The sequence below is a fragment of the Iodobacter ciconiae genome (assembly GCF_003952345.1).
GTDB classification, from domain to species: domain Bacteria; phylum Pseudomonadota; class Gammaproteobacteria; order Burkholderiales; family Chitinibacteraceae; genus Iodobacter; species Iodobacter ciconiae.
Genome location: NZ_CP034433.1, coordinates 872094 through 898917 on the forward strand (window position 1 = coordinate 872094; position 26824 = coordinate 898917).

28 protein-coding genes are annotated in these 26824 nt (G+C 49.4%); all 28 read right to left on the minus strand.

Going from position 1 to position 26824, the window contains the following annotated elements; all coding sequences use genetic code 11:
• Positions 1 to 1476 (minus strand): sugar ABC transporter ATP-binding protein, encoded by a 1476-nt coding sequence (locus EJO50_RS03900; RefSeq protein WP_125971715.1) that lies wholly within the window; start codon positions 1474 to 1476, stop codon positions 1 to 3.
• Positions 1477 to 1784: 308 nt separating this feature from the next.
• Positions 1785 to 2183 carry a D-ribose pyranase gene (rbsD, locus tag EJO50_RS03905; RefSeq protein WP_125971716.1) on the minus strand — a complete coding sequence of 133 codons (399 nt, stop codon included), beginning with the start codon at positions 2181 to 2183 and terminating at the stop codon, positions 1785 to 1787.
• The gene (gene rbsK, locus EJO50_RS03910) at positions 2180 to 3064 is read right to left on the minus strand and encodes a ribokinase (protein WP_125971717.1); all 885 of its coding nucleotides are present in this window, start codon (positions 3062 to 3064) and stop codon (positions 2180 to 2182) included. The genes rbsD and rbsK overlap by 4 nt, the downstream gene beginning before the upstream one ends.
• Before the next feature lie 493 nt (positions 3065 to 3557).
• Entirely contained in the window at positions 3558 to 4865 is a 1308-nt protein-coding gene (locus EJO50_RS03915) for a GGDEF domain-containing protein (protein WP_125971718.1), read from the minus strand.
• Positions 4866 to 5596: 731 nt separating this feature from the next.
• Positions 5597 to 6199 (minus strand): SCO family protein, encoded by a 603-nt coding sequence (locus tag EJO50_RS03920; RefSeq protein WP_125971719.1) that lies wholly within the window; start codon positions 6197 to 6199, stop codon positions 5597 to 5599.
• Positions 6200 to 6215: 16 nt separating this feature from the next.
• Positions 6216 to 6968 (minus strand): SUMF1/EgtB/PvdO family nonheme iron enzyme, encoded by a 753-nt coding sequence (locus tag EJO50_RS03925; RefSeq protein ID WP_125971720.1) that lies wholly within the window; start codon positions 6966 to 6968, stop codon positions 6216 to 6218.
• Positions 6965 to 7351 (minus strand): c-type cytochrome, encoded by a 387-nt coding sequence (locus EJO50_RS03930; RefSeq protein ID WP_125971721.1) that lies wholly within the window; start codon positions 7349 to 7351, stop codon positions 6965 to 6967. The genes EJO50_RS03925 and EJO50_RS03930 overlap by 4 nt, the downstream gene beginning before the upstream one ends.
• 149 nt (positions 7352 to 7500) lie before the next feature.
• Positions 7501 to 8544, minus strand: a complete 1044-nt coding sequence (nirK, locus tag EJO50_RS03935; protein WP_125971722.1) for a copper-containing nitrite reductase — start codon at positions 8542 to 8544, stop codon at positions 7501 to 7503.
• Positions 8545 to 8847: 303 nt separating this feature from the next.
• On the minus strand, positions 8848 to 9162 hold the full coding sequence (locus EJO50_RS03940) for a DUF2249 domain-containing protein (protein ID WP_125971723.1): 315 nt from the start codon (positions 9160 to 9162) through the stop codon (positions 8848 to 8850).
• 335 nt (positions 9163 to 9497) lie between these two features.
• A complete protein-coding gene (locus tag EJO50_RS03945; protein ID WP_125971724.1) occupies positions 9498 to 11768 on the minus strand; it encodes a nitric-oxide reductase large subunit in 2271 nt (756 codons plus the stop codon).
• Between the two features lie 118 nt (positions 11769 to 11886).
• Complete coding sequence (locus tag EJO50_RS03950; RefSeq protein WP_125971725.1) at positions 11887 to 12648, minus strand: HvfC/BufC N-terminal domain-containing protein; 762 nt, start codon at positions 12646 to 12648, stop codon at positions 11887 to 11889.
• Positions 12623 to 13456 carry an MNIO family bufferin maturase gene (bufB, locus tag EJO50_RS03955; RefSeq protein ID WP_125971726.1) on the minus strand — a complete coding sequence of 278 codons (834 nt, stop codon included), beginning with the start codon at positions 13454 to 13456 and terminating at the stop codon, positions 12623 to 12625. The genes EJO50_RS03950 and bufB overlap by 26 nt, the downstream gene beginning before the upstream one ends.
• 46 nt (positions 13457 to 13502) lie before the next feature.
• A complete protein-coding gene (gene bufA2, locus EJO50_RS03960) occupies positions 13503 to 13766 on the minus strand; it encodes a BufA2 family periplasmic bufferin-type metallophore (protein WP_125971727.1) in 264 nt (87 codons plus the stop codon).
• Positions 13767 to 14068: 302 nt separating this feature from the next.
• Positions 14069 to 14284 carry a VF530 family protein gene (locus EJO50_RS03965; RefSeq protein WP_125971728.1) on the minus strand — a complete coding sequence of 72 codons (216 nt, stop codon included), beginning with the start codon at positions 14282 to 14284 and terminating at the stop codon, positions 14069 to 14071.
• 115 nt (positions 14285 to 14399) lie between these two features.
• Positions 14400 to 14852, minus strand: a complete 453-nt coding sequence (locus tag EJO50_RS03970) for an RrF2 family transcriptional regulator (protein WP_125971729.1) — start codon at positions 14850 to 14852, stop codon at positions 14400 to 14402.
• A 101-nt stretch (positions 14853 to 14953) separates the two neighbouring features.
• On the minus strand, positions 14954 to 15949 hold the full coding sequence (locus EJO50_RS03975; RefSeq protein ID WP_125971730.1) for a LacI family DNA-binding transcriptional regulator: 996 nt from the start codon (positions 15947 to 15949) through the stop codon (positions 14954 to 14956).
• Positions 15950 to 16020: 71 nt separating this feature from the next.
• On the minus strand, positions 16021 to 16665 hold the full coding sequence (locus EJO50_RS03980; RefSeq protein WP_125971731.1) for a glutathione S-transferase: 645 nt from the start codon (positions 16663 to 16665) through the stop codon (positions 16021 to 16023).
• Between the two features lie 66 nt (positions 16666 to 16731).
• The gene (locus EJO50_RS03985) at positions 16732 to 17025 is read right to left on the minus strand and encodes a helix-hairpin-helix domain-containing protein (protein WP_125971732.1); all 294 of its coding nucleotides are present in this window, start codon (positions 17023 to 17025) and stop codon (positions 16732 to 16734) included.
• A 41-nt stretch (positions 17026 to 17066) separates the two neighbouring features.
• Positions 17067 to 17561, minus strand: coding sequence for a type II secretion system protein (locus EJO50_RS03990; RefSeq protein ID WP_125971733.1), 495 nt, complete (start codon positions 17559 to 17561; stop codon positions 17067 to 17069).
• Positions 17533 to 17922 carry a type II secretion system protein gene (locus tag EJO50_RS03995; protein WP_125971734.1) on the minus strand — a complete coding sequence of 130 codons (390 nt, stop codon included), beginning with the start codon at positions 17920 to 17922 and terminating at the stop codon, positions 17533 to 17535. The genes EJO50_RS03990 and EJO50_RS03995 overlap by 29 nt, the downstream gene beginning before the upstream one ends.
• A gap of 525 nt (positions 17923 to 18447) precedes the next feature.
• Complete coding sequence (locus EJO50_RS04000; protein WP_125971735.1) at positions 18448 to 18942, minus strand: type II secretion system protein; 495 nt, start codon at positions 18940 to 18942, stop codon at positions 18448 to 18450.
• Between the two features lie 2 nt (positions 18943 to 18944).
• Entirely contained in the window at positions 18945 to 20897 is a 1953-nt protein-coding gene (locus tag EJO50_RS04005) for a secretin GspD/PilQ domain-containing protein (protein WP_125971736.1), read from the minus strand.
• 145 nt (positions 20898 to 21042) lie between these two features.
• Entirely contained in the window at positions 21043 to 21567 is a 525-nt protein-coding gene (locus EJO50_RS04010; protein ID WP_125971737.1) for a hypothetical protein, read from the minus strand.
• On the minus strand, positions 21564 to 22109 hold the full coding sequence (locus EJO50_RS04015; RefSeq protein WP_125971738.1) for a type 4a pilus biogenesis protein PilO: 546 nt from the start codon (positions 22107 to 22109) through the stop codon (positions 21564 to 21566). The genes EJO50_RS04010 and EJO50_RS04015 overlap by 4 nt, the downstream gene beginning before the upstream one ends.
• On the minus strand, positions 22106 to 22630 hold the full coding sequence (locus EJO50_RS04020; protein WP_125971739.1) for a hypothetical protein: 525 nt from the start codon (positions 22628 to 22630) through the stop codon (positions 22106 to 22108). The genes EJO50_RS04015 and EJO50_RS04020 overlap by 4 nt, the downstream gene beginning before the upstream one ends.
• A 355-nt stretch (positions 22631 to 22985) precedes the next feature.
• Positions 22986 to 23768 carry a hypothetical protein gene (locus EJO50_RS04025; RefSeq protein ID WP_125971740.1) on the minus strand — a complete coding sequence of 261 codons (783 nt, stop codon included), beginning with the start codon at positions 23766 to 23768 and terminating at the stop codon, positions 22986 to 22988.
• Between the two features lie 202 nt (positions 23769 to 23970).
• Positions 23971 to 25623: a GspE/PulE family protein gene (locus EJO50_RS04030; RefSeq protein WP_125971741.1), complete on the minus strand. Its 1653-nt coding sequence runs from the start codon at positions 25621 to 25623 to the stop codon at positions 23971 to 23973.
• Positions 25620 to 26792, minus strand: coding sequence for a type II secretion system F family protein (locus tag EJO50_RS04035; protein WP_125971742.1), 1173 nt, complete (start codon positions 26790 to 26792; stop codon positions 25620 to 25622). The genes EJO50_RS04030 and EJO50_RS04035 overlap by 4 nt, the downstream gene beginning before the upstream one ends.
• Between the last annotated feature and the right edge of the window lie 32 nt (positions 26793 to 26824).

The following is a 26824-nucleotide window of genomic DNA, read 5'->3' on the forward strand; positions in this document are numbered from 1 at the left end:
TTATTGGCCTCCGGTGGCGGCGTGCATAATTGATTCTTGGGTGGCCGTTTTGGCGTCGAAAATGCCGGCGCTTTGCCCCTGGTGCATGACCAGGATACGATCGCTCATGGCGAGTACTTCGGGTAGCTCGGACGAGATCATCAAAATGGCGACGCCGCTGGCGGCCAGCTCATTAATAATGTGGTAAATCTCGGCTTTGCCACCCACGTCAACCCCTCGGGTTGGCTCGTCTAAAAACAGTACTTTGGGGTGGATCCCCAGCCATTTGGCAAACACCACCTTTTGCTGGTTACCGCCTGAAAGGGATTTCACCTCCAGATCAGCATCACGGGTGCGGATAGACAGCTTTTTTATCATTTCGCTGATGTTTTTACTTTCGGCATTGTGATCAATCACGCCCATTTTGCTTGGGGCATGGGTCAGGCTGATGTTTTCTTTTACAGATAAACCCAGGACCAGACCTTGTGATTTTCTGTCTTCGGTAACATAGCCGATGCCGTGCCCGATAGCCTCAATGGCCGATTTGCAATCAACGGGTGCACCATCGAGCCAGATTTGTCCTGCCGATTTGGCAGAAAGCCCAAAGAGGGTATGGGCAATTTCGCTGCGGCCAGCCCCCATCAGTCCCGCTACGCCCAGCACTTCGCCCTGGCGAATTTCAAAGCTAATCCCGTGGATGGTGTGGTGATCTGCTAGGTTTTCTACCTTAAAACGTACCGGGCCAGGGGTGCTGCTTCGCTTGGGGTAGCGATCGCCAATTTCACGCCCTACCATCATTTTGACAATTTCATCAAAACGCGTTTCTTTGATTACACGTGTACCCACAAACTGTCCGTCACGTAATACCGAGATACGATCACAAACCTGAAAAATTTCTTCCATCCGGTGCGATACATACACAATGCCCACACCGCGTGCTTTTAAATCTTGCATCAGCTTAAATAAAACTTCGATTTCTCTATTGCTCAGTGCGGCCGTTGGCTCATCCATAATTAAGACTTGCGCATTGAGTGATAGTGCTTTGGCAATTTCTACCATCTGTTGCTGGCCGATGGATAAAGAGCCTGCTTCCCTGTCTGGGTCGATGTTTTTAATGCCTAAGAGCGCCAGATATTCGAGGCAGAGTCCGTGCATTTCGCCGGATTTGAGCCAGCCGCCACAGGTTTTCTCACGCCCTAAAAACAGATTATCCATGACCGATAATTCACGGATCAGGTTGAGCTCCTGGTGAATAATGGCAATACCCAGCTCCTCAGCTTCTTTGGGATTATGAATTGCCACTTCACGGCCATCTACCAGAATACGGCCAGCGTCGCTGGGGTAAATACCGGTGAGAATTTTCATCAGGGTTGATTTACCCGCGCCATTTTCACCCATCAGCGCATGGATCTCGCCACGTTCCAGCGCAAAATCCACGCCTTCTAGTACCTTAACCGGGCCAAAAGATTTATTGATGCCTTGCATTTGGATCAGCATACGAAAGCCTTGGTTTTTAATGACTGGCGGTTTTAAAAAGCTTCAATACACGTAGAAGCTGCTAGAAATAATGCATAAAGCTTAGGGGAATACATAAAAACCAGATTTTGAAACACGGAATATCACGGAGGAAAAACATGAGAGAAAATACCCGCCATGATTGTCCCCATAGGTTTTATTTTGATACGAAGCAGGCGTTATAAGAGCTCAAACAAAAATAGAAAAACTCTTCTTTGGCTTTTCTCCGTGTAACTCTGCGTCCTTTGTGTTCTCTGTGGTTCAAGAATTGGGTTTTGTTGTTTAGAGCCTTAAAAAATCACGCCGGAATGCAGAATGATATTGGCGTAGGGCGATGCTTCGCCGGTGCGGATCACGGCTTTGGCCCTGTGGCATAGCTGTTTGAATTCTTCATGGCTGACAAAATCAATGCTAACTCCTGACGATTGCATTTCTTTTGCCTGAGCTACAACTGTTGGGTTCTTTTCTAAACATTCTGTGGCAAATACAGCCCGTTCTACCTGCATATCGGCAAGGATTTCTTGCAGTGTGTCTACAAAGCTCGGCTGGCCTAGTTTGAGTGCCAGATCGATACGCTCCACATGATCTGGGATCGGCAGGCCGCAATCGGCAATGACGATACTATCGGTGTGGCCAAGTTGGGCGAGAACGCGAGCAATGTCGCTGTTTAATATGCCGTGCTTTTTCATGATTGCTTCTTTAAAAAATGTTCGAGTTCTGCAAGGGTGGGCATGCCACCCTGTGCGCCAGCACGGGTTACCGATAAGGCTCCTGCTGCGCTGGCTCTTTTTGTGGCTTCGCTGATACCCAGTTGCCAGAATGCAGCGAGTGCGCCGTTAAAAGTGTCGCCTGCTCCGGTGCTGTCAATCAGATCCACTTTAAAGCCCGCCTGATGGTGAAGCTGGCCATCCTGATTAAACCAGGCACCATCACTGCCCTTGGTCATCACTGCTGCGTGCCTGGCTAATACGCTTTTCCAATCGGCCTTCGGTTCACCCAGAGCTTCCAGCAGTTCAAACTCATTGGGGGTGAGCAGGGTGCAAAGCGCCAGTAGCTCGCCAGGTAAGGCTTGCGCCGGGGCAGGATTCAGAAAGAAAGGCTTACCGTGTTTCTGGGCGAGTCTGGCTGCGGCCATTACCGTATCCAAAGGGATTTCCAGCTGGGCCAGAATCACATCGGCATCAATAAAGGCGGCCTCAGCAGCGCTGATATCGGCTGGGCCAAGCTGCATATTTGCGCCTGGCACCACCACAATGGCGTTGTCTCCCTGGCAAAGTGTAATCAGCGCGACACCTGTTGCGGTATCCGGGCTGGTTTTTAGCCAGCGGGTATCGATGCCCTCAGCCTCAAGGCCTGCTTTTAGCGTTTGGCCGAATTCATCATGACCAACACAGCCTACCATAGCAACCGAGGCACCAAGACGCTGTGCAGCCACGGCCTGATTGGCCCCTTTGCCTCCGGGGTGAGTTGTAAACTGCTCGCCAAATAGTGTCTCACCCATGCGGGGAAATTGCAGGGTGTGGACGACTAAATCCATATTTATGCTGCCAACGACGACTATTTTTGTCATGTTGTACCCTTGTTTTTTTTGATTGCTACATGATTTAGGCTAATGCTAAACCGTACACAGCAAAAAATATAGATCTAAATCAAGAAAATGTAGTGCTTTTCAAAAAACTACGGGATTTTCCTGATGGGAGGATGGCAGCATCATCTGTTTAAAGCACACTTACGGCAGCAAGGCGCTCGGGGTACGTATTGTCTGGTGTGGAAGAGGGCAGTGGCGGGGTATTTTGCTAATTTATCGCGTGATATATCGCTGAGCGCAGTAAGCCTTGCAGACAAAGTGATTAAGTTAGCTGATGGGTTCACTTAACTCTTTGAAATGTATGGATTAGTTGTCTGTAATAATGTGTGGGTGCAATGGGGGCAGCACACCATATCTTGCTTGTATAGGAGGATACAAAATCCAAAATTTTAATTTTCCACCCGATTTTTCTGTGAAAGATGGTGCTCTCTGTGATTGCCGGCTCAAGACTCAGGCTTTTATTACGTAATATCTTTTATATTGCAATCTCTAGCCGATTACGCCCGGCGGCTTTGGCGCGGTAGAGCGCGAGATCAGCCCTATGTAGTGCGTCTTCAAAGCTTTCGTCTTTTTGCCGCTCGGCGACGCCAAAGCTGCAGCTCAGAGTAATCTGTGCAGGCCAGTTTTGATTAAATAGCCATAAGCGTAATTTTTCGGCCAGTTGCTCTGCCTGCGACAGATCCGTGTGCTGGCAAAGTAAGATAAATTCCTCTCCTCCTAGGCGAACCAGTTTCTCACTGGGGCGAATTTGCTGCTGAATATGCCGGGCCAGCAGGCAAAGCACCTGATCTCCTGTGTTATGGCCAAAAGTGTCATTTATTTTTTTGAAATGGTCGACATCAATAAAAATAATGCTGAGTAATGTACCGGGCAGCTCATCAGCGAGTAAGACGCTCAGCCCTTCCCGGTTAAGTGCCAGAGTCAGCGGATCACGCATGCCGCGCTCTGTTAATAATTGATTGGTTTCTTGTAAATGTTGCCGGGCATTTTCCAGATCTATTTGCCGGATATTACTGCGCTGCAGGGCCTGCATGGCGCGGCGTAATTCGGCAATAAGCCAGAAAGCGGCGCTCCCTCCCCACAGCAGAAGAAGCAATAATTGTAAGGTATTGTTATTTATCCATTTGCCGCTTAATTCGATATAGGCCAGGTCAATTTGATGATTGGTCTTTTTGGGGTAAAGACCGGTGGCAAAACGAATTTCCCTGATATTGCTAAACTCATTATCTGCCCATTCGGGGGGGATTTTGTTATCGGCAATCCACCATGATGCCACATTAAATTGATGCCATTTTATGGTGTGTGTAGACCAACCCATAGCACCTGGCAGGTAAATTTCGGTGAATTTCTGGCTGTGATAATCATTTTCCACACTGTATTTGGGATTGAAATTCATCATTATCAGGTTTACCTGCTCCCGTGGGTTCTGGTAGCGGTAGTGAACTGTGATTTCGGTGTACCTGGATAAATTTATGCCTTTTGTCCCATTGCTTAAGTCCAGATTTATAGAGCAGTAAGGTGATCTATGACCTTCTTCAAGCTGACAGTCTAAGCGCCAGTAGTTGGGGGTGCTGCTGAGTAAACCTGTACTTTTTCCGCCTTTATCATCTCTGTCATCGCTGACGCTGACTTTTTTGAAATTGCCCGGGTCAAGGCGTAAGTATAAATTCATGCCATAGTGCTGCCAGAGCAATAAAGTGATGGTGAGTACAATTAATAGGCCAAGCACGAAATGGATGGGTTGAAAAATGCGCCACTTTTTGATGATTTTCTGTGCGGGCATGAGCAAACCTGTTGGTAGCAATTAGTCTGCAGTATCGGGTTGAAACGTAAAAATGGCTAGCCCCAATAGTTCATTTATTGAGATTTGTGCTGTGTGTAAAACAGCGTGGAGCTGGTTTTTGTGTGCTTGGCCGGATCAGGATAAACCATCCAGTGTGCTGACGTGCTGTGATAGCCCGGTGAGCAGAAGGAGTTTGACTTGAGTAAAAGGGAAAATGGCCTTGTACCGTTTTCCCTTGGCTGCTCGCTGGTTCGGAGTTTATGCTGACGATTTTTGCTGGTGTGTAAGCGATGCTCAGCCCTGCTGAAAATCCAAGCTGCTTTTAGGTCAATGTGCCTGTCCAAGCGCAGCCGGTCTGAGTTAGCAGCTAGTAATTGTTTTTAAAAACTGGCTCCGTCAGTAGGGGATAGAGGCTGCTGCGGATTTATTGCATTAAACTCTACTTTTAGTGCTTCTTGCAGAGCAGGCGCGGTGACAATAACAGGGAAAAACTGAATTGGAACTGGCTATCCTGATATGCAGGTTTTGCCCCTACCAAGGGTGATGCAAAACATATAAATTCTACAGTAATAACAAATGCATAAATAACGCTTATTTAAGGATGGAGCTCTTGATCCAATTGACGGATCTTTCTTTTAATAGGCGTTATTTTTTATATATTTATTATTTTTTGTTGATGCTTTTATATGGGGGCATATATTAAGCTGATACTTTATTAAATGACCAATGAGTTATATATTGGATTTAATTGTTGCCAGCATCTCTGGGTCAGGTGTAATGCTGAGCGTATCACTTGTTTTAATGATGATCCCTTGCTGATTCATTAATACAAACCGGGTATTATGATTAATCTCGCCATTGGCGGCCCGGCGATATTTAATGCCCAGTGAGGCTGCAATTTGCCGTGTATGGCTATCATTATCACTGACGGCCAAGCGATAAGTTAGTGGGTCAAATTGATGGATTTTGGCTAATTCAGCCAAAGATTTAGGCGTATCTACACCAGGATTCAGGCTAATTAACAATGCCCGAATTTGTTTACGTTGGGTAAGGGGGACGGCTTCAACGGTACGTTTTATGTTTTCCATTACGATAGGGCAAGATAAATTGCAATCGCCATAAAACATAGAAATAATTGTTATTTTAGCCTGTTCATCGGCCAGTTTAAATGAATTGCCCTGCTGATCAATTAAGGGGACATCGATTTGATAGAGTGAATTTTCATGGGGTATTGCAGCGGCACTGCCAGCCTTATGTGCAGCATGATCTTCACAAGCAATGCTTACCGCACTGATAGAAAGTAAAATACTAAGCAAGAGTGGTTTCATTAACATGATTTTTCCTGTTAGATTATTGCATTGGTTTGGCGCAGCGAAAACCAAGGGTATTTACCGTATCCTGGCCATTTAATGCTGCCAATAAAGCAATGCGCATTAAAATGGCATAATTTTCTTTATCTCCCAGTGATAAGCTGGCCGCACCGCAGGTTTCTAATAATTTCTGATCTCCCTGATTACGGCTGTCGCTGGTGACAAAAAGGCCATTAAAATCTTCTACCCACTCCCAAATTAATTGATGCATATCGTAAACACCATAGATATTGGCAGCTTGCTGGGTGGACGCTGCTAATGGCATAGCGGCCGGTTCGGCATACCACTTTAATATCTTGGCCCGCCAGAGAGGATCATTTCTGGCATCTTTGCGCTGCGCGTCGGCAGTGGCAACAAATTCCCATTGATACCAAGTGGGTAATTGCGCTTGCTCGCTTGCACAATAGGCATTGGCAGCAAACCAGCTGATTTGTGTAACGGGGGCATGGGCATGGTTAGGTGAATAATCTGTGGCCGATTGCCAGCTGGCTAAATAACCTGAGCTTGCAAACAGCGGGGTAATTTTTCCACGCTGCCATTGTGGGGTATTTTTTAAAAAAATTAAATAGTCCTGATTATTCACCGGCCTGCTTCTGAGCTTAAAAGCTGCCACTTGTACCGTTTCACCGTCTGTTGGTAAAGCGGTACGCAAAGCACCACCCGCTATTGGCATATAATCAGCAGCAAATACACTGCTGATTAAACTCAATGCCAATATACCCAGGGCTCTCATTTTGGGATCCTTAGTTTTTTAACCTGGCTTACTTTAAAAACCGGTTTGCCGTTATTCATTGCAACACTCACATAATTTAAAACATCGGCAATTTCTTGATCGGTTAAATTTTGCGGGGGCATGGCAGAAGTATATTTCTGCCCATTGACTGTAATTTCACCACTTAAACCTTGATCTATTATTTTAATAATTTGTGCAGGGCTGGCTTTTTTAAAATAATCAGATTTATTTAAAGGGGGAAATGCACCGGCTAATCCTTCTCCATTCGCCATATGGCAGCTACTACAGCTTGCTTCATAAACGGCTTTACCTGCGCTGACATCGATGGCTAATACCTGAAAAGACGTAAAGGTTGTTAAAAGTAATAATAAGAGCGATTTCATGATTAATTACCTCGACCTAATTAGGCTTGATTGGCAAGTTTCTAAATCTCTGCACGAATCAAAAACGCTGGGTTGACTTTAATAAAATCAATAACTTAAATGTGTCGCAGCTTGCAAAAAATATATTTGTGCAGAGGTTGCCTAAAATTTTATTTGGTGCTTAATTTACTGTGTATTCCCTTGCTGTATATTTCCGGGCGTTCATCACCTGTGACAGACATGATGCCAATTGCCCCTTTGTGAAAGGCGCGGCTGAGGGCGTGATCTACAAGGGTTAAATTGCCGGGTACTTTGGTGGTAAATTCAACTATTGCCGAGCCGCCAGGGGGCACTGCCGTAGTTTGTACCTGCTCCTGGAATTTTAACCCTCCCTCAAAATAAACCTTATCAAATACCGCACCAATAATATGGAAGCTAGATAATAAATTCGGCCCGCCATCGCCAAAGAAGATTCTTATTTTGTCATTTACTTTGGCAGTGAGCGCATTTTTTCCGGTGAGTGAATTAGATGCACCATTAAATAAAACGTAGCTGGCTTTTTCATCAATTGATTTTTGCATATCAAAGGGTTGCATTCCACCCGCGCCAAATACACCTGGTGTATAAAAATCACCCTGCATAACGTAATACTCTTTATCTACTGGTGTTAAACCTTCTTTGGGCTCAACTAAAATCATGCCATACATACCATTGGCAATATGCATGGCCACTGGGGCTGTGGCGCAGTGATAGACATAGAGGCCGGGGTTGAGCGCCTTAAAAGTAAATTTGGCCTGATTGCCTGGTGCAATTAAGGTTTGTGATGCGCCGCCACCGGGGCCGGATACAGCGTGTAAATCAATATTGTGCGGTAATTTACTACTGGCTAAATTCATTAGATTAAGCTCTACCGTATCGCCTTCCCGTACTCTAATCATTTTTCCTGGAACAGTACCGCCAAAAGTCCAGAACATATATTTGGTGCCGGGGGTAATTTCGCGCACCATTTCTTCAACGGTGAGATTAACAATGACCTTGGCAGGTGTTTTACGTGTAATAGCGGGTGGTACATTGGGTGGGGCCAAAAGAACGGCGGTTTCGATTGGTAAAGCAGCTTCGGTTTCTGCCCATGCGGATGAAGCAGTTAAAGCGCTGAAAACAAGTAAGGATTTAAATGCCCATTTGGTATTTAAGTAACAGGATTTCAATTTCATGATGAAGCTCCTTTTGCCGTACTGTGTGTGTTTTTTTATAAATTGTTGCTTCTATGTTGTATTTAATATGCATATATTACTTTGATAGAAATCAATAAGTTGTGCGATCTTTCTTGATTCTTTACAGGCATAAAAGCCCGGTACTTCCGGGCTCCATTTTTTTTTGTAACTCATTGTTTTGTAATGCTGGTTTAGCGTCTTTTTAATCAAAAAAAGGGTGATTCACTTTTGCTAGAAGCAGTTTTAACCGTAAAGGCCTTGTTAAAGGCGTTACGGTTAAAACTGTTGTAAAAGAGGGCAGGACTAGCTGCTACATGCGCATCCGCCACTGCCACATCCTTCACTTTCTGCAGCCTGCTTGGGGTGAATTGAAAAATCAATCACAACTGCTTCCTGGTCGCGCTGGATATAGCTGGCTTTAACCTGGCCCTGATAGCGTTGCTCAATTTGCGCCAGCAAAGGTAGTGGGTCGTGATCATTAACAAAGCGCATGGTTTCGCCTTCATTAAGCGATTCGATAGCCCCGAAAATGGCTGCATGGCGAAATCGTTTGGCAACGCCGCGTGCATCAAAGCCATATACGCCATCTGATTGAGTAGGGGTGCTACAGTTATGCATGGTGATTCCTTTTTTTTTTGCGTAAGTAGATGTTACGCGTGGATTATTGTTTAGTGCCTTCGACACGTAGATTTTGAAGCGGTAGCCACCGCGGGGCCTTCCTTTCTTGAACGGCCAAGAAACGAAGCCAAGCCGCAAACCCAAAAGCACGAAGGCCCCTCACTGCGGACAATCGAGGCGGCGGCTGCGGAACTCGCTTCGCTCAAACAGGCATCAAAGAAACCCCGCCCCGCTTGTTCCTCGCTTCGGCGTGCTTCAAGGGGGGTAAGCTCTATGCCGAAAGCGTGGTCATTACATTTTTTCATTGCCTCCACAATCATTTCAAAACACGTCTCTCAAGCATCAACCAACTTGCCTGCTGGCAAAGGCAGGCTACGATCTCTGCCTAATAGTTTCAGGGCAAATATGGCCAGATACACTACGCCTACGGCGAATACGATATCGCCCGGCACACGCAGCCAGACCAGGGCTTCCATCACGGGGGAATGGATAATCTCGGCAGAGCGGGCATACCACAGGCCGTGCTCTATGCTGGCAACGGCCTGGTAAATACCGGATGGCAGCAGCGACATAAACACCATCATAAAGAGGCCAATATTGAGTGACCAGAAAGCGGGTTTCAGCAGCTTGTCATTCCAGTTGGCAGCCGGTGCAAGGCCACGCAGGCAGAACAGCATCAGGCCGATACCCAGCATGCCGTACACACCGAACAGCGCGGCGTGAGCATGGGCTGCAGTCATATTGAGGCCCTGCACGTAATACAGTGAGATGGGTGGGTTAATTGCAAAGCCCAGTAAGCCCGCCCCAACGGTGTTCCAGAAGCCGACAGCCACAAAGCACATGATCGCCCAGCGATATTTAGCCACCCACGGCGCGGCATGGTTGTGGCGATAAGTCTGGTAGGCTTCTGCGCCAATTAGCGCTAAAGGTACTACTTCTAGGGCAGAGAACATTGCGCCGACCGCAATCACAGACGTTGGTGAGCCGGTAAAGTAAAGATGATGCAATGTGCCTAAAATGCCACCAAACAAGAACACAATCGTTTCAAGCACAATGGCGCGGTTGGCTGATGTTGCGCGGACTAGGCCCAAACGGCTGAGTAGCAGGGCAATCACAGCAGTAGCAAAGACTTCGAAAAAGCCTTCTACCCACAGATGCACCAGCCACCAGCGCCAGTATTCAATCAACGCATAATGGGTTTTTTGTCCCCATACCAGGGATGACGCATAAAACAGGCCGATACAGACTGCAGAGATAAACACCATGGCGATCAGGCCCTGGCTTTCGGATGGTTTACGCAGTGCGGGCCATAGGCCACGGCCCAGTAAACATACCCAGATTAATAAGCCGATAAACAACAGAATTTGCCAGACGCGGCCCATGCTGGTGTATTCCAAACCTTGATTACCCAGCCAGAAACTATAGCTGGTGCCCAAACGTTGCAAGGTGCCTACCCAGCCACAAACAATTGACCCGACCACAATCAGCAGCAGGGCATAGAACAGCACATCCACGCCCAGCTTTTGAAACTTAGGTTCTTTGCCGCCCAATACCGGCGCTAAAAATAAACCGGTTGCCAGCCATGCGGTGGCAATCCATAGCACGCCAAGCTGGGTGTGAATGGTGCGGCTAATGGTAAACGGCAGCACTTCTGCCAGCGGAATGCCAAAGAAGCTGCCGCCTTCTACCTGGTAATGCGCGGAGATAATCCCCATTCCCACTTGCGCCAGCAATAGGCCAATTACCACATAGAAATACTTCATGGTGGCTTTCATGGATGGCGTCAGTTTCAATGTGACCAGCGGGTCATTTTCCGGGCAGATCACCGGTTCTTCATCGCGATGCATTTGATGAAATAAAATCATTGCTGCAATGCCGGCGATCAGCAAAATAATGCTGGCAATTGACCAGACACTGGTGCCGGTGGTCGGGGTATTGGCTACCAGCGGCTCATGTGGCCAGTTGCTGGTGTAGGAAATATGATCAAGACCGGGGCGATTGGTAGTGGCTGACCATGCTGACCAGAAGAAAAAAGCGGGCAGAGCTTTCAGATCATCAGCATTTTTAATCGAGCCGGAAATCATCGCATATTGCTCGCGCAGCTTGTCTTGCGAAGCATCGCTGCCAAACAGCCCCATATAGTGCTGGGCTACCTGCTCGATGGCGATGGCGCGATCAGCCTGGATAGTCAGCGTATCGCTGGCTTGATCGTACGTATTGCTGCGCATGACCGAAATTAAACGTACATCCAGCGGTGCCTGCTCTTCATGGCTGAGCTGGCTGTAGTCTTTTTTAAACTGCTGTATTGCCCAGATATTGCGTAGGGTCATCGCTTCTCGGTGCAGCCAGTCGGCGGACCAATCCGGAGCGACATAACTACCGTGTCCCCAGACAGAGCCCATCTGTTGTCCGCCTGCTGACAACCAGGCTTCCTGTCCACGCTGAATTTGCTCGCCGCTATAGAGCAGCTTGCCTGTGCTACTTAAAACCTGTTGGGGAATTGGCGGTTTTTCCAGGTAAATTTCCCGGCCTATCCAGCCAAGAGCGGCAAAAGATAGGAAGAAAATAACTGCAAGCCAGCGCCAGAGATTGCGTGTTTTATGCATGATGTGCTCCGGATGGATAGGATGTTTTGGTATCTATACATGCATAATATATACCTATTTTAAAAAGATGCAAATAATATGCACATTAAGGTTAATAACAACCCTTCAGGAGCTATTTTTACGCTCTGGAAATAAGCCCCTGCTCAATCCACTGGTGCAAAAAACGGGCTGCAGCGAGGGGGGTGTCGCCAAGATCGTATCTGAGCAGCCCCTCACAGATCACAGAGAAGTTTGCGCCGCTGGCTAGCAAGGCTAAGGCATGGATTTCGGCAGGGCTGGCGCTACGCCAATTGACGGTTAAATCAGGCTTGCGCCAGATTAAATAAGATTGAGTGTGGATTTTGGGTGCTGGCGGTGCTTGCTCTGCCATTATGGCTTGCCATACTTTTGGAGCATTCCATGCCAACGATAAAATACTGAGAGAAGGGTGAAGCTTAAAGCAAAGTAAAGCCCAGTTCTGGCTGGGTATTGCCTGCAGGTTTTCCAGTGTGAGCAGGAGGGCATCAGCGGCGTCAATGGTGTGGCGCAAAGCCCATTCAAAAGCGGCAAGCTCGGCAAAAATGGGCACTGCAGCATAGGGATGCTCTTGTTTAAGAAAAGCGGCCAGTTGATCGCCAAACCAGCGAATTGATGGATGTGATGAAGGATGGGCCGCCAGGTAGGCCCGGGCCAGGGTGTAAAAATCTTCATCACCAAGGATTTGAAACAGGGCAGGGTAGTTAGTCTGCAGTGCTTCTGCCAGGCGCAAAAAATAGCCATCAGCATAAATGGCGATTTCCCGCTCACGGTGGATGCTTCCCTTGTGAAGCGGTAGCTGGATTTGATCAGAGGATGTCAGAATACTGGCTTGTAAATCACGCTGCCAGGTGTGCAGATCCATGAGTGGCTCCTATCTGGCGGGCGTGATCAAGCTCGGTTAATAACGCCGGCAGCGGCGGGATATTTGCGTCACGCTCAACCATGCTGGGGATTACGCCCCACTGGCTAAGAGCCTGGGCATATAAAGCCCATACTTCGGCACAGATGGGCTGATCGTGGGTATCGATGCAATGATCACCGTGATCGGTATGGCCTGCCAGATGGATATAGGCAATGCATTGCCGGGGAATGCCTTGTAGATAGTCTAGCGGGTTAAAGTTGTGATTTCGGCTGGAGACGTAGATATTGTTAATATCAAGCAGGATATCGCAGCCGGATTCGCTGATGATGGCACTGATAAATTCCCACTCCTGCATGCTCGTCTGAGCATTCAGATAAGTTGAGGCGTTTTCAATGACCAGGCGCCGGTCTAAAAAATCTTGTACCTGCCGGATGCGTCCGGATACATGTTTGATTGCTTCTTCGGTATAGGGAATGGGCAGTAAATCATGCAGGTATTTACCATCTACACCTGTCCAGCAAAGATGATCAGAAATTGCCAGCGGCTCGATATGCCTGGCTAACGCTTTAATTTCTGTGAGGTAATCAAAATCGAGCGGGTCGGTGGAGCCCAGATTCATTGCCACACCGTGCATTACCAGCGGGTAATTGCGGCGAATTTGCTCCAGGTAATAAAGGGGTTTTCCGCCGGGAACAAGGTAATTATCTGAAATGATTTCCAGCCAGTCGACAGGCTGAGGGCTATTTAAAAAATCGGAGTAATGCTCCGGGCGTAAGCCTAATCCAAAGCCTTGCAGCGTTTTATTCATTGTATGCCAATGGGGGCCTGCGCCCCCTGTCCTCAAGCCAAGCACCTTATAAAACGGTGCCACCCTTGTCGGTACACTCACTCTCTGTCGCCACTGGCAACCAGCCATGCCCTTTGCAGGTATTTTGCCCCTTGCAGGCGTTATCTGCTGTTTTGCACATGGAAGAGCCTTTGCAGCTATTCACTCCAGTACATTTTAGTGTTTTAGCAGTTTCTGGTACGGAGGCAGTATCTTCTGCCTGAGCTGTCATCGTGAGGGTGAAAAGTGCTGCAGCAGCAGCGGCTAAAGTTGCTCCGGTCACGCAATTCATGTTGATTCTCCAAATTTGGCGGGCTCAGTCATAAGCATGATTGCTTGCTGACTATTAGTCGTAGCAGATCTGTCAAATATGAGGAATATTTTTGTTTATTTTTGGTGCCAATCGATTGCTTTCTGTGAATGCCGGCCAGTGTAAATATGCTGCAATGAAAACAGGAAAAGAGCGGGAGATTTCTGGTCTGCAGGCCATGCAGCAGGGGGGGCCGGTATATTCGGGCAGCTTTAAAGCGTTTTAGATGATGTTGGGTCAGATCCTTGAAAGGCAAAAGCTCGAGTTGCTTAGAATACCTTGCTTTAACGCCGCATTCTGGCATCGAGCTCTTCGACTTTAGCCCGTGCCCATGGGGTGCGGCGCAGGAATTTCAGGCTGGATTTAATGGATGGGTCTTTTTCAAAACACTGAATCGGGATGCGGCGGGCCAGCTCTGGCCAGCCAAAATGTTCGACTAAATCTGTCAGGATTTGCTCCAGCGTAATGCCATGCTGGGGGTTATTTATTTGCCGGTTCATAGTTTAGGTATCTGTTTAATACGTTTTAAATGTGCAGGGAAGAGAGCCGATTGAACCGGTCCCTCCCAGGCTTGTAAATGATCAGGGGATGATATTTACAGGGACTACATGATGATTAGTTTTTTATCTGCCGCAGGGGAATCCCAAAAATAGCGTTGAGTTCGACAGGATTATTGATTAAATCTTGCAGAGTGTAGCAATCAAGTACCTTGTAAAACGCCTGCATGGCTTCAAACAGCACGTCTTTTAAGCGGCATACCGCACCGATACTGCAGGTGGAGTGCTCTCGGTCAAAGCACTCTACAATCGGGCTGTCTGCTTCGCTAAGGCGCACCAAAGCCCCTACGCTGATCTGATCCGCAGGGCGGGACAAACGCATTCCGCCGCCTTTGCCACGGGTGGTTTCCAGAAAACCGTTACGGGCCAAAAAACTCATGACTTTCATCAGATGATTATCGGAAACCCCATAGCTTGAGGCAATTTCCCCTCGGGTAACTATGCCGTTATTTTGCACGCCAACGTAAATCAAAGTACGCAGACAATAATCAGTAAAAACATTCAAGCGCATCGCTGTTGTCCGGACTTTAGAATAAGTATTTATAGTACATCTTCAGCTAAGATAAAAATACAGCGTTTAAGGCCGGGCAGAGTACATTTTTATATTGATTGTTAAGGGCGCTGATGCAGGCTTGCAGATATCCATGCCGAATCCACCGTTTCGCCCTGCATCAGCTTTAGTACTCTGACAAGACTTTCGCTGGCAAGCCGCTGGCTGTCTTGCACGACAGATTGAATACCCCAGGGCAGGCAGTTGAGCAGGTTGTGATCATCAAAGGTCATTAAATGCGCGGGGCTACCGTTCTGTTTTTCATTAATATAGGCAAGCGCGCCTTCCAGCAGGGTTAGCGAGCCGGTAAACAGGCTGTCGGGATAGTGGCCCAGGCGCTCATAACATTCGGCCATCATGCTGTAGCCTGATGGGCGCAGGTAATCTCTTTGCCAGACCCAATGCTCCTGCTCTGTCATGCCGCTTAGTTCCAGGCCTTTACGATAGCCGGCCAGGCGATCCTGGCTGGGGGATAAATCGGCTTGTCCTCCAAAATAGACAACTTCCCTGCTGCCAGCTGCGATGGCTTGCACGACCAGGGAGGTAACGGCATCAATGGCATCGGTGACAACAAAGGGAATAGGGCAGTCCTTGATGTGGCGATCGACAAACACCAGCGGCAGGCGCAAAGACCATTTTAAGTATTGTGTGGCATCGCTGCTGCAAGGCACCACAATCAGGCCGTCTACCTGGCGGGTAAGCAGGTGCTCGATGCCTGCTGTTTCCATACTGGCTTGCTCATTACTACTCATCACGAGTAATTGATAGCCCGCTTCGCGGCACAATGGTTCTAAAGCTTGTGCAAGGCTGGCGTGGGCAAAGTTGCTGAGCTCGGGGACAAGTAAGCCTAAAGTACCGCTTTTGCGTGATCTGAGTGTTTTGGCTGATTGCGAGGGTTGAAAATGATGCTCGCGGGCAATCGCCAGCACGCGCTCCTTAGTGGATTCCGCAATGCGATACTCTGCCGAGCGCCCGTTAAGGACAAGGCTGGCGGTGGTTTTGGAAACATTTGCCAGGCGGGCAATGTCATCCATGGTTAGGCGTATAAATTGGCTCACAGTAACTCTTAACACACATCCAAGCTGCAAGGTTACCGAAAAATGGGGGGCTTGGATTGCATATTTATGCTTTATGGAAAAATAAAAGGGAGCATCCCTGCTTGCCAGATTGCAAATCTTTGCACCACACTTTGGTAATCACTGCTATTGCAGAAAAAACTCAACCATTGCTTTAACTTAGGGTAGGGTGCGGCGTCAAACCATTCTGGATCAACGCTGGCAAACTGACGAATAAACGGAAATATCGCGATGTCTGCAAGGCTGATTTTATTCGTGAGTAAAAAGGTAGTTTGCGCGAGTTGCGTTTCTAAATCATGTAAAAATTGCTCACCTTGGTTGCGATAGTATTCTTTGGAGTGATCAGGATAACGGTCTGCATATTTATATTGGTCAAGATGCTGCTTGAATTGCTGGTCATTATGATTAATTAGGGCATTTATTTGTGCAGCTAGCCCGGTATCCTGCGGACAAAGCCAGCCATGCGGATCATTCTGTATTAATGCCCATTGCATAATTTCAATACTTTGTTCAATGATATGCCCATTACTTAAAACTAATACCGGCACGGTGCCTTTGGGTGAGGCAAGTAGTAATTCTGCCGGCTTCTCTTTCAGAACAATTTCGCGTAATTCAACCTGAATACCCGAATATTGAATCGCCATTCTGGCGCGTATGGCGTAGGGACAACGGCGAAAGGAGTAGAGGATGGGCAACATAGCTTATATATATCGAGAGATGGGGCGGATGATACTCGGTGTGATAAGAAATGGAGCAGAAGACGGTCATTGTTTATCTTGGAGTACTTGTTTTCTCTCTGCCGTATAGGCCCACCAAGGGCGAGGTGCTTCACCGTTTATAAAGCGGGTAATCGATATAAATACGTCGATGACGCATGGATCATGGCGCGTTGCAGTTTGCTGACAAAGCCTTGCATACATCTCAAACGGGCATTGGCTTTTAAGCTGCTCAGGGGTATGAATACCGAGCAGCTCTAAATCTTTAGCCCCCGCCTTACCGATATTGGGTAAATCTGTGTGTGTGCTTACGCGGCTGCGATCTACTTTATCTGGGTTCATATTGGCTCCAGTTGTGGGCATAAAAACGGCCCCCTACACTATCATCTTTTCAGCGCCTTGCTATTGGGCCAGTTGGCAAATTTCCAGCTCTGGTAGGTATTTTGATTAGCAAAGCTGGCAAAATCGCCGGGGAAGCGTTGCTGTTTAAGCGGTTTGCCTTTGGCCTGGCTATATACGCCCATAAAGCCGCCGCCGGGGGCCAAGATATAGCCCCAGTCTTCGCCTGTCATGGGGTCTTTATAAGCTTTGCGGATAAAGCGTCTTGGAGTGGGGCTGCGCGGATCAAGTACCAGCTCTTCCAGTGTTTTGGGGTATTGCGTGCCTTGCATCATATTCTGTTCGCTGTAGAGGCGGATGCCCCGGCGGATTTCAGCACCCACGCGCAGTAGCTCTTCTTCTTTAGCGCGCTGGGCACGGTTTTGCCATGCCTCGCCTACCTGAGCCAGGTAAATGCCCATGATTAATACCGCCGTTAAGGCCCATGCGTAAGCAAAACCGGACTGCCGTTTACCAGCTGTTGTAGGCCGAGCCGTCATTGCCGTTTCCTTCTGCAGCACTTTTGATATCGTATACGCCGCTGGCGTTTTCAGACTGGATGATCTGCCAGCCATCATTTTTGCCGGTAATGGGGTCCATGGGCATTTCACGCAGGTATTTGCTGCTGACCAGCTCGCTTATCGTGGCGGGGTAATGGCCGGTGTCGGCATAAAATTTATCGATGGCATCGCGCATGGCAACAAGGTTATGCTTCAGTACGGTTTCACTGGCCCGCTCGCTCTGGTGAAAGTAGCGTGGCACAACAAGAGTGAGCAGGCTGGCCATAATGGCAAGCACGACGAGTAGCTCGATCAGGGTAAAGCCTTTGTGGCTTTTATGTGCAGACGACGCATGCGTCATGGTGATCCTATTGATGATGTGGTTTTACTTGTTACACGCTGACTAAAGTTAAAAAGAGCAAAATTCATCTTAGGGTGGCTTAGGCCGCTATTGATGTTTATTAGTGTGCAGATATATTTCGGCCGTGTACCTTCCATGACACTAAAGTCAAAAGATCTTTTTAGTGCCTTCGATGCGTTGATTTTGGAGCGGTTAGCCACTGCGGGGCCTTCCTTTCTTGCTTTGCCAAGAAACGAAGCCAAAGAAGGCGACCCCACGAAACACGAAAGCCCCTGCGCTGCGGACAATCGAGTCGGCGGCAGGCGGGATTAGCTCGCTGCCTCGCTCCCAAGCGATCCCCCGCCCCGCTTGTTCCTCGCTCCGGCGTGTTTCAAGGGGACTTTAAAAAGCCCCATGCCACAAATTGCGATAAACGACAGAGAGCTGGGTTTGAAAATATTTAAAACCTATTAAAACACCTTAATTCACCCCCAGTTTTTCTCCGTGCCCTCTGTGGTTCAAGTGTGGGTTTCCTCTGGTCACTATCTACCACTTCTTATAAGCCACACCATTTAGCCCCACCCCGTTACTCAGTGAATACACATCAAATACATCGCGGCCTTCTTGTGGGGCGTCGGGGGGGCTGCTGTAGCTGCGTAGAGCCCATGTTTTTTCATCTGAGCTGCTTGGGCAATCGCAGAAAGGATCTCTGGGCAGGCGGCGTAGAAAGTAGATCATTTTACCATTGGGGTCTTTAGCGTCTTTGATTCCGCTTGTTAAGGCCCCCAGATTAGGTGGGTAGCCGCTTTCATCGATATTTTTTTTAATCTGGCCTTCATCTGCGGCTTGCTTGTAAGCATCAAGGCCTGAGCGGATTTGCCAGAGTGCACGGCGCAGCTCTTCTTCCCGCTGACGGGTGGAGGCGATTTGCGAAAGTGGCATCGCCACTGTGGCCAGTACGGCCAAAATGGTGAGAGTCACCATCAGCTCGATCAGGGTAAAACCCTGGGCGGGCCGAGGGGGCGGCAGGCCATGCAACATATCTAGCGCCGTCCCATACCATTGCCTCTGCCAGGAGGGGAGATGACGGGCAGAGCGTTGTCGTCTGTTGCCCGCAGTGCGGGTGCTGGCTGTGGTGCTGGCTCCATCATGGCCTGTGGTGTAATGGGCGGGGGGGCTGGCATCATAGCGTTGCCTGAGGCGTTGTTAGTGGTGGTTTGGATACTGGAGCTGGTGCGTAAACGCAGCGGGCTGGTGCTGATTGTGCCTTCGGTGCCGCTATCAAAGGTGGTGATATGGGGCGGTGGAAGTGTCAGATTACGCACCACGCGGGGGGTAATTAAAAGGATCAGCTCGGTTTTACTATTATCATTTTTCTTATTGCCAAATAGCCGGTCCAGACCCGGCAGCTCGCCAAGGCCGGGCAGGGCGCTTCCACTTGCCTGATCCGTACGCGAGAGTAAACCTGCCAGTACCTGTGTTTCGCCATCACGGGCGCTCATATTTGTGGTGGCATTACGGGTGCCCACCTTATAGGCAATAAGCCCGTTGCGGGTCGTGACGCTGCCGGTAACATTGGAAACCTCAAGCGAGACTTTAACGCTGATATCGTTATCAATGGTGAGGGTGGGTTCCACATTAAGTGTAAGGCCCACATCCAAATAAGTAATTGATTCAGATGTGGTGCCGTTATTATTGGTGGTGGTAACAACGGGGACGCGCTCACCAATCTGCACCTTGGCTTTTTCCCGATTTTTAACCCGTATTTTGGGGTTGGCCAGAATATTGGTGTTGCCTTTCTGGTGCGCAAAATTGGCGCTGATTGCAGGATTGCCAAGATTGACCAGCACATCACTTTTATTGAGATTACTCAGGCGATCCAGGCTAATTGCCCCTGTCGCTGTGGATGTCAGTGGGAGAGGGCTAATGTTGCTGATCGGCGTCAGGGATACAGAGAGCGTATCCGGGTATTGAATCCCCATATTCAATATATCGCTGCTGCTGACTTCCAGGATTTCTACATCCAGAATAATTTCTGATTGCGGTAAGTCCTGGGCGGCAATCAACCGCTCGGCCACTGCAATGGCTTCGGGAGTATCACGCATTACCAGCATGGATAAGCGCTCGTCGATGTATACATCCTTGGTTCTAACCATTTGCTTAATCATGGCTAATACCTGTTTCGGGTCGGCGTTGGATAAATAAAAGGTACGCATTACCAGATCTTTGTAATCGCGGTCTTTATCCGGGCGTTTGGGGTAAATTAAGATGGTGTTTTCATTCAATACTTTTTTATCTAATTGATTGGTTGTGAGAATTAAATTAATGACATCCTCTACGCTGCTGTCGTGAGCATAAATAGTGGTGCGTAAATTAGGTGCAACATCACGGTCAAAAATAAAATTCACTTTACCAATGCGGGCAATAATATCGAATACGCTACTGATGCTCTGATCTTTGAATTGCAATGAAACAGGATTTTTTAAAGATTGAGCCAGGCCGGGGCGCAGTGTAGCTTCGCGTGTTTTGCGGCTTTCTATTTCATCACGCAGCCTGAGTGCCTGCGTATTGCGCGGATTGTCGATCAGCACCTGGGCTAATACATCCAGTGCTTCTTCCGGCTTATTGTCTTTAATTTCCCGCGCATATTTGAGCATGGAATTCTGACGCACCGCAATTTCGGCAAGCCTTAGCCCTTCGGTTGCACGATAATTACTTTTGTCATGCGAGAGCATTTGCTGATAGCGATTGCTCGCCAATTCAATATCGCCACGCGCACGGGCATTATCGGCTTCTCTTAACAAGATATTGAGTGTGCTGTCCAGCTGGCGCTGATAGCTGGCGCGCAGCTTGATGTCATCAGGGTAACGCTTGGATTGCTCTTTTAAGTACTGCAGGCCCTGTTCTATTTCGCCTTGATAAATTAACGATTCGCCCTGCTTGCGGGCCATATCGGCGGCGCAGCCAGTCAGTAAGCTGGCTGCAATAAGGGTCATGCTAAAAGCGCGCTTCAAAGTGTTGGCTCCCAAGGAAAGCGCCTGCTGCGGTTTGGGCAACAGGAAAATAATGCGTGGATTGAAAACTGGCGCTGTGGGTGTGCCTTTACGCTGGCGAAGTAAATAAACCTGCTTAATGCGCGCTTCAAGGTGTGGCTCCCAGAGGCAGTACCTGCTGCTGATTGAGCGGCATAAAAGTAAAAACGATCTGCTGGCGGCTTACCTGATCTACCCGCCAGGAGCCAAGCAAGACCTCCCCCTTTTGCACGCGGCCAAGGGCATTGCAGCTCTGGCAAACCACTATCTGCTGGCCACCTGTTTCAAGTACGACATAGTCAATGCTGCCCTCGTGCCAGGTGGAGATCACTTGAAACGGCAAAGGCGGTGCGACTGGCGGCGGTGTAGGCGTTGGCTTCGGTGTGGGCGTGGGTTTAGGGGGGGGAGGCGGCGGTGGCTGCCAGGTTTGGACCGGAAATAAATTGACTGCCGCGCTGCTGGCCACCGATGCCGCACTAGCCGATATTTGGGCGCTGCCACCAGCCACGCTGGCCGTTGCCGTCGGCTGCTGGCGGCGGACAGGGGGGGCGTCTGGCTGGCGATCCCGCCAGGCAGAGTAAAGTGTAAGTAAAAGCGTAATCGCTAAGACCATTTGTAATGGACGCGAGATCATGGCTGCACCTCGCTCAGATAAGACATCTGAACTTGCAGGTTGAGCATGGCCTCACCGATTTGCGGGCGCGACAGGCTGAGATTTTCGATGCGCACGCCCGGTATTTTTTCCAGCTCGCTTATGAACTGCTGGGTATCGGGATAGGTACCGCTGGCAGGAAACTGTAAACCGTAGCGTAATAGCTCACCACTTACTTCGGGAGTGGCTTTGTAATCGCTTTGTTGCAGCACAATATGCTTTTGCCCGGCCAGCTCATTGAGCTTGAGTAAAAACGTAGTGAATTGATTCGATTGTGGCAGGCTCTTGGCCACGCTGCTGGCGGTGGCAGAGGTGCCGGACGCCGCTTGCTTTAGCTTGCGTGCAGCAGTTTGCAAGGCCAGCTCGCGGCGCTCTAAATCTTTTTGCATGGGCTGCAGTTTTTGCAGATAGAGTGCTCCGGCCAGTAAGAGCAGAATCAGGGCTGCAATGGCGAGGATGCCAGCGTACTGCCGCCATTGCCGCAGATACCAGATTGTTTGTTGAATAAGCCGCTGTGTGTTCATTTTCGCGGCTCCCAGCTGATATCCAGATTGACCTGCACGGGGCGAAACGGATCACTTACACGCATATTGTGCCGTGATAAAGACACCGTTTTAACCCCCCTGGTGCTTCCCAGACGATCGACCAGGGCCAGCGCATCGGCCAGGGTTTTGGCTTCCAGATCCAGCTTGATCAGATGCTCGGTACTGGCCAGCTCAATGCGGGTATAGGCAATGGTGGGCAGCCAGGTTTGCTCCAGCGCGGCGAGCACCGGCCCGATAGCCTGCTGCTGCGCCTGTTGAGCGGCCAAGACCTTTGCGTTGGTTGGCGCTTCTTTTTGCTCCTTACTATGCGCCTCATCCAGGCGGCGGCGCTGCCAGCTGATCTCATCCTCACGGGTGTTTAGCTGCTGGCGGGCCTGATCGCTGATATCAAGGCGGGTCATCACCCAGAGCAGGGCAATCACTGCTGCTACAACAAGGGCCAGACCCAGCCATGGCGTTGAACGGGTCGACTGATGAAAATCGAGTTGCATGGGCTTCATGCGGTAAAGTCCGGTTGATCGTTGTATCGTGTTTTTAGTGCCTTCGGCACAGTGATTTGGGTGCGGGGGGCCCCCGTGTGGGACTTGTTTTCTTGCTTCGCCAAGAAAGTAAGCAAAGAGGGCGACCCCGCAAACGCGACATCCCCTCGCTGCGGACAATCGGCTCGGCGGCTGCGGGACTCGCTGGCAGGTTCGCTCAAACATCCTCGCCAAAACCCCGCCCCGCTTGTTCCTCGCTCGGCGCGTTTGAAGGGGAATTCAAGCACCGTGCAAACTAAGTGGTTGTTGTTGTAGCGTTTGAGCATAGGTGGAGAGGATTGATTCGTAATTCGGGTGCAATGTGCATCATTTGTGTTCATAAAGCCCAATCCCCGGCAAATAAAGGATGCACTGCGCCCAAATAGCTGACTTCGCATTCTGGCAGGCTGAGTTTGGCGAGCGGGTGGGCGCTTGAGCTGATATAGATTTGCGGTGGCAAAGACACCTGCGCCAGCATGGCTGCCTGGCGTAATAGTGCCGCCATGCCGCCATTTAGCAGTGCTTCGCTATCCTGATTCAGCGGCAGGTTAACTACACCTTGCCATGCAGCATCCCGCCAGAATCCGCAGCAGAGCTGATCTGGCTCGGTAATGACAAGCGCAAACTCTGTGGCTTTGAGCTGTTTGCGGTACTGCTGATGCACAGCGGAAAAAAGCGGCTGCACTTTGTTTAAATGCAGCTTGTTCACACGGGCCAGCTCGATGACGACCTGATAAATCGATTCATCCATGGCGGCCACCAGGCGGGGCTCCCCAAAGCCTGCCGGGTTGATGCACAGCCGCCAGCCTTCGGCAGAGCCGCCAAATTGCTGGGTTAAAATCAGCCGTGCGTAGGCATTCCAGTCGTCCGGCTGATACAGGCCATCTTGCCAGGGCAGCACGGCATACCGTACCCAATCGCCACTGAGCAGCATATTCAATGTGCCGATGCTGCTTTTAGGACGAGTCTCCAGCCGCTGCTGCAAAGTCAGCGCAGCAGATTGCGCATCAACCGTAGTTGACACCCACTGCTTATCTGCTTTTTGTAAGCGCGGCTGGCTGGCTAATGTCAGCTTCTTACTCGCCAGCCAAACGCTATGCTCAATCCATAAAGGGGACACGATTGCTTTCCTGGGGTAGGCAATATATTTAAAATCTTTAAAAATGCTCAAAGGTCTGTAGGCACAGAGGCCGGTGAGAACACGGAGCACACAGAGAAAAACAAAGGCAAGCAAGGTGGACAAGTTTTTATGCCCACGTGCCTATTGGGTTTTTCTTGTTTTTCTCTGTGCCTACAGATTTAAGGTTCTTTCTAAGGTTTGTTTAATTCACAAAAGTCACACGATTGATTTCCTGCAGGGTAGTTTCTCCGCTGGCAACTACTGCCAGAGCTTGCTGGCGCATCGACAAAAATCCAAAGCGTGCGGCGAGTTGCTTCAGCTCTACGGCTGGCGCGCGGCTGGCGATGGCTTGTTTTAGCTCATCATCGAGCCGCAAAACTTCGGCAATGGCCTTACGCCCCTGATAGCCCGTATTACGGCAAGCTTTACAGCCAAGGCCTTTTTTAAAGTGCCAGCCTTTGACTCTTTCACTGTTCAAGCCCGATGTGGCGAGCAGCGCTTCATCAGGTTCATCGTCCACCACGCAGTGCAGGCACACTTTACGAATCAGCCGCTGGGCGACTACGCCGATCAGCGCATCTACAAAACTGTTCGGCTCTACGCCCATATGAATAAAGCGGTCGAGCACCGAAAACACATTGTTGGCGTGCACGGAAGTGAGTACCAGATGGCCAGTCAGTGCGGCCTGCACTGCAATATTGGCCGTTTCGCCGTCGCGAATTTCGCCCACCAGAATCTTATCCGGGTCGTGCCGCAGTACCGATCTCAGCCCACGGGCAAAACTCAGACCTTTTTTATCGTTCACGGGGATTTGCAATACGCCGGATAGCTGGTATTCCACCGGGTCTTCAATGGTGATGATTTTCTCTTCGCCGGTATTGATTTCAGAAAGCGTGGCGTAAAGCGTGGTTGATTTACCTGAGCCAGTGGGGCCGGTGACGAGCAGCAAGCCGTAAGGCTCGCGTGCCAGACTTCTGATCCGGCTCATTGTGTCTTCATCAAAGCCCAGAGTATCTAAACGCAGCTGCTTAAAAGCGTCGCTGCCATTTTGCTTATCCAGAACACGCAGTACGGCATCTTCGCCGTAAATCGACGGCATGATGGAGACGCGAAAATCTACTTCACGGCTATTAATCCGCGCCTTAAAGCGCCCGTCTTGCGGTACCCGGCGCTCTGAAATATCTAGATCAGCCAGCACCTTAATTCGCGAGATCACTTGTTCGGCCGTTTCCAGGCCATTTGCGCCGCCGATATGCAGCAGCACGCCGTCGATACGATATTTAATGGTTAAGCCGTTTGGTGTGCTTTCCATATGCACGTCAGAAGCCTTGGCTTTGAGCGCGTCATACAGCGTCGAGTTCACCAGTTTGACGACGGGTTTTTTATCTGCGGCGAGGGTGGCCAGCGAAATCTCAATGATTCCATCCTGATTAACTTCGCTTTGCTCACTAATTCCCAGCTGATCCATTGCACGGTGAGAGGTTTCAAATTGCTCCAGGTAAGCACGCAGTGCCTGATGATGGGCAAAAGTTGTCTGATAACTTACAGATATGCGCTGGCGCAGCCAGTTTCTTAGCGAGGCATCGAAAGGATCAGCCAATACCATGCATAGCCCATCCGGGCCTTCGAGCAGCAGGCATTGCCTTGCCACAGCTTCGCCGTAAGGTAGCAGATCGTAGCGCGGGCTAAGTGCGCTGAGGGCCTCAAGGCTTAAAAATGGCAGGCCCAGAAAGTGGCTAAGCTGCTCTCCGTAATCGGCGTTGCTTAGAGATAGTACTTGTTGCAAACGCGGTGCAAGCGGGGCCAGATCCTGGCGTAATGTTTGAATCAGCTCCAGGCTAAGTATGTGTGTCATTGCATATTTCCAGCCAGCTCGAAAATCGGCATATACAGCAGAAAAACAATGCCGCCGATCAGTACACCAATAATCAACATTAAGATTGGCTCAAAAAGGCGGGTAAACATATCGATGGCGCGCTCCAGCTCTTCATCGCAAAACTGCGCCGAGCGCTCGCACATGGTGGCCAGCTCACCGCTTTGTTCCCCAACGCGCAGTAAGCGCTCTGATACGGGGGTGGTCAGCTGGTAGCGGGGGAGGGCTTGGGAAAGAGCCTGGCCTGATTTCACATCGACTAGGGCCTGTTGTAAGCCAATCTGCATTTTGAGCGGCAATAACTGCGCTGCCAGCTCCATTGCATGGACCACGGAAATCCCGCCAGCCAGTAATAGGCCCACGGTGCGGTAAAAACGGGTTAGCGAGAATAAACGCCGGTATTGCTCTAAACGCGGCAAGCGCCAGAAGGCCTCGCGCAAAGCATTTTTTGCCGCAGCGGTATGCAGCAAAAATACTGTCAGCGCTACGCTAAGTACCATGCCGCCAAATATCATCAAACCGTGCTTATGTACCAGATCGCCCCACCACAGCATGACTTGCGCGGCAAAAGGCAGGTTTTTCATGGATGCATAGATCTGGCTGAACTTTGGAATCACATAAAACAGCAAAAACAACATAATGCTGCCGCCAATGCCAATTACCACCAGCGGGTAAATAACCGCCGAGATCACCTTCTTTTTAACCGCTGCCAGCCTTGATTCGTAATGGTGATAGCGCCCCAGCGCATCGGCAAGGTGGCCGGTTTTTTCGGCCGAACTAACGGTGGCAATATATAAAGGCGGGAAATGCATGCTCATTTGTGCCAGTACTTTAGATAGCGGTAAGCCTTGATAAAGGCCTTCAATCATGCGGCTTAATACTTCGCCATGGCTATCTTGCACGCTTTTTTCTTTGAGTGTTTCCACTGCTTCAACCAGCGTCAGCCCCGCTTGCAGAAGTGCGATAAGCTCCTGGGTAAAGAGAGAAAGCCCAAATTCTTTGGAAGAAAATTTAAATGTGCTGTGCGCCCTGGCAGACAAAAATTGTTGTCCTTGTGCCGTCAGCTTAGCCTTCAGCTCGCTTTCATTAGCGGCATCGATATTCAGCTGCAGCAGCTTACCTGCCTGCAAGGCTTTAACGGTGTAGCGCATGGGGGCTTCTAGATGAGTTTAGGATGCATGAA

Coding starts and splice junctions, on each gene's coding strand:
- EJO50_RS03965 (WP_125971728.1), bottom strand. CDS start 14,284: ATGAACCGGCAAATAAATAACCCCCAGCATGGCATTACGCTGGAGCAA.
- nirK (WP_125971722.1), bottom strand. CDS start 8,544: ATGAAATTGAAATCCTGTTACTTAAATACCAAATGGGCATTTAAATCC.
- EJO50_RS04005 (WP_125971736.1), bottom strand. CDS start 20,897: ATGACCCTTATTGCAGCCAGCTTACTGACTGGCTGCGCCGCCGATATG.
- EJO50_RS03950 (WP_125971725.1), bottom strand. CDS start 12,648: ATGGATCTGCACACCTGGCAGCGTGATTTACAAGCCAGTATTCTGACA.
- EJO50_RS03945 (WP_125971724.1), bottom strand. CDS start 11,768: ATGCATAAAACACGCAATCTCTGGCGCTGGCTTGCAGTTATTTTCTTC.
- EJO50_RS04020 (WP_125971739.1), bottom strand. CDS start 22,630: ATGAAGCCCATGCAACTCGATTTTCATCAGTCGACCCGTTCAACGCCA.
- bufB (WP_125971726.1), bottom strand. CDS start 13,456: ATGAATAAAACGCTGCAAGGCTTTGGATTAGGCTTACGCCCGGAGCAT.
- EJO50_RS03980 (WP_125971731.1), bottom strand. CDS start 16,665: ATGTTGCCCATCCTCTACTCCTTTCGCCGTTGTCCCTACGCCATACGC.
- EJO50_RS04035 (WP_125971742.1), bottom strand. CDS start 26,792: ATGCGCTACACCGTTAAAGCCTTGCAGGCAGGTAAGCTGCTGCAGCTG.
- bufA2 (WP_125971727.1), bottom strand. CDS start 13,766: ATGAATTGCGTGACCGGAGCAACTTTAGCCGCTGCTGCTGCAGCACTT.
- EJO50_RS04015 (WP_125971738.1), bottom strand. CDS start 22,109: ATGAACACACAGCGGCTTATTCAACAAACAATCTGGTATCTGCGGCAA.
- EJO50_RS03990 (WP_125971733.1), bottom strand. CDS start 17,561: ATGACGGCTCGGCCTACAACAGCTGGTAAACGGCAGTCCGGTTTTGCT.
- EJO50_RS03920 (WP_125971719.1), bottom strand. CDS start 6,199: ATGTTAATGAAACCACTCTTGCTTAGTATTTTACTTTCTATCAGTGCG.
- EJO50_RS03985 (WP_125971732.1), bottom strand. CDS start 17,025: ATGAACCCAGATAAAGTAGATCGCAGCCGCGTAAGCACACACACAGAT.
- EJO50_RS03915 (WP_125971718.1), bottom strand. CDS start 4,865: ATGCCCGCACAGAAAATCATCAAAAAGTGGCGCATTTTTCAACCCATC.
- EJO50_RS03900 (WP_125971715.1), bottom strand. CDS start 1,476: ATGCTGATCCAAATGCAAGGCATCAATAAATCTTTTGGCCCGGTTAAG.
- EJO50_RS03995 (WP_125971734.1), bottom strand. CDS start 17,922: ATGACGCATGCGTCGTCTGCACATAAAAGCCACAAAGGCTTTACCCTG.
- EJO50_RS04000 (WP_125971735.1), bottom strand. CDS start 18,942: ATGTTGCATGGCCTGCCGCCCCCTCGGCCCGCCCAGGGTTTTACCCTG.
- EJO50_RS04010 (WP_125971737.1), bottom strand. CDS start 21,567: ATGATCTCGCGTCCATTACAAATGGTCTTAGCGATTACGCTTTTACTT.
- rbsK (WP_125971717.1), bottom strand. CDS start 3,064: ATGACAAAAATAGTCGTCGTTGGCAGCATAAATATGGATTTAGTCGTC.
- EJO50_RS04030 (WP_125971741.1), bottom strand. CDS start 25,623: ATGACACACATACTTAGCCTGGAGCTGATTCAAACATTACGCCAGGAT.
- EJO50_RS03940 (WP_125971723.1), bottom strand. CDS start 9,162: ATGCATAACTGTAGCACCCCTACTCAATCAGATGGCGTATATGGCTTT.
- EJO50_RS03930 (WP_125971721.1), bottom strand. CDS start 7,351: ATGAAATCGCTCTTATTATTACTTTTAACAACCTTTACGTCTTTTCAG.
- EJO50_RS03925 (WP_125971720.1), bottom strand. CDS start 6,968: ATGAGAGCCCTGGGTATATTGGCATTGAGTTTAATCAGCAGTGTATTT.
- EJO50_RS03970 (WP_125971729.1), bottom strand. CDS start 14,852: ATGCGCTTGAATGTTTTTACTGATTATTGTCTGCGTACTTTGATTTAC.
- rbsD (WP_125971716.1), bottom strand. CDS start 2,183: ATGAAAAAGCACGGCATATTAAACAGCGACATTGCTCGCGTTCTCGCC.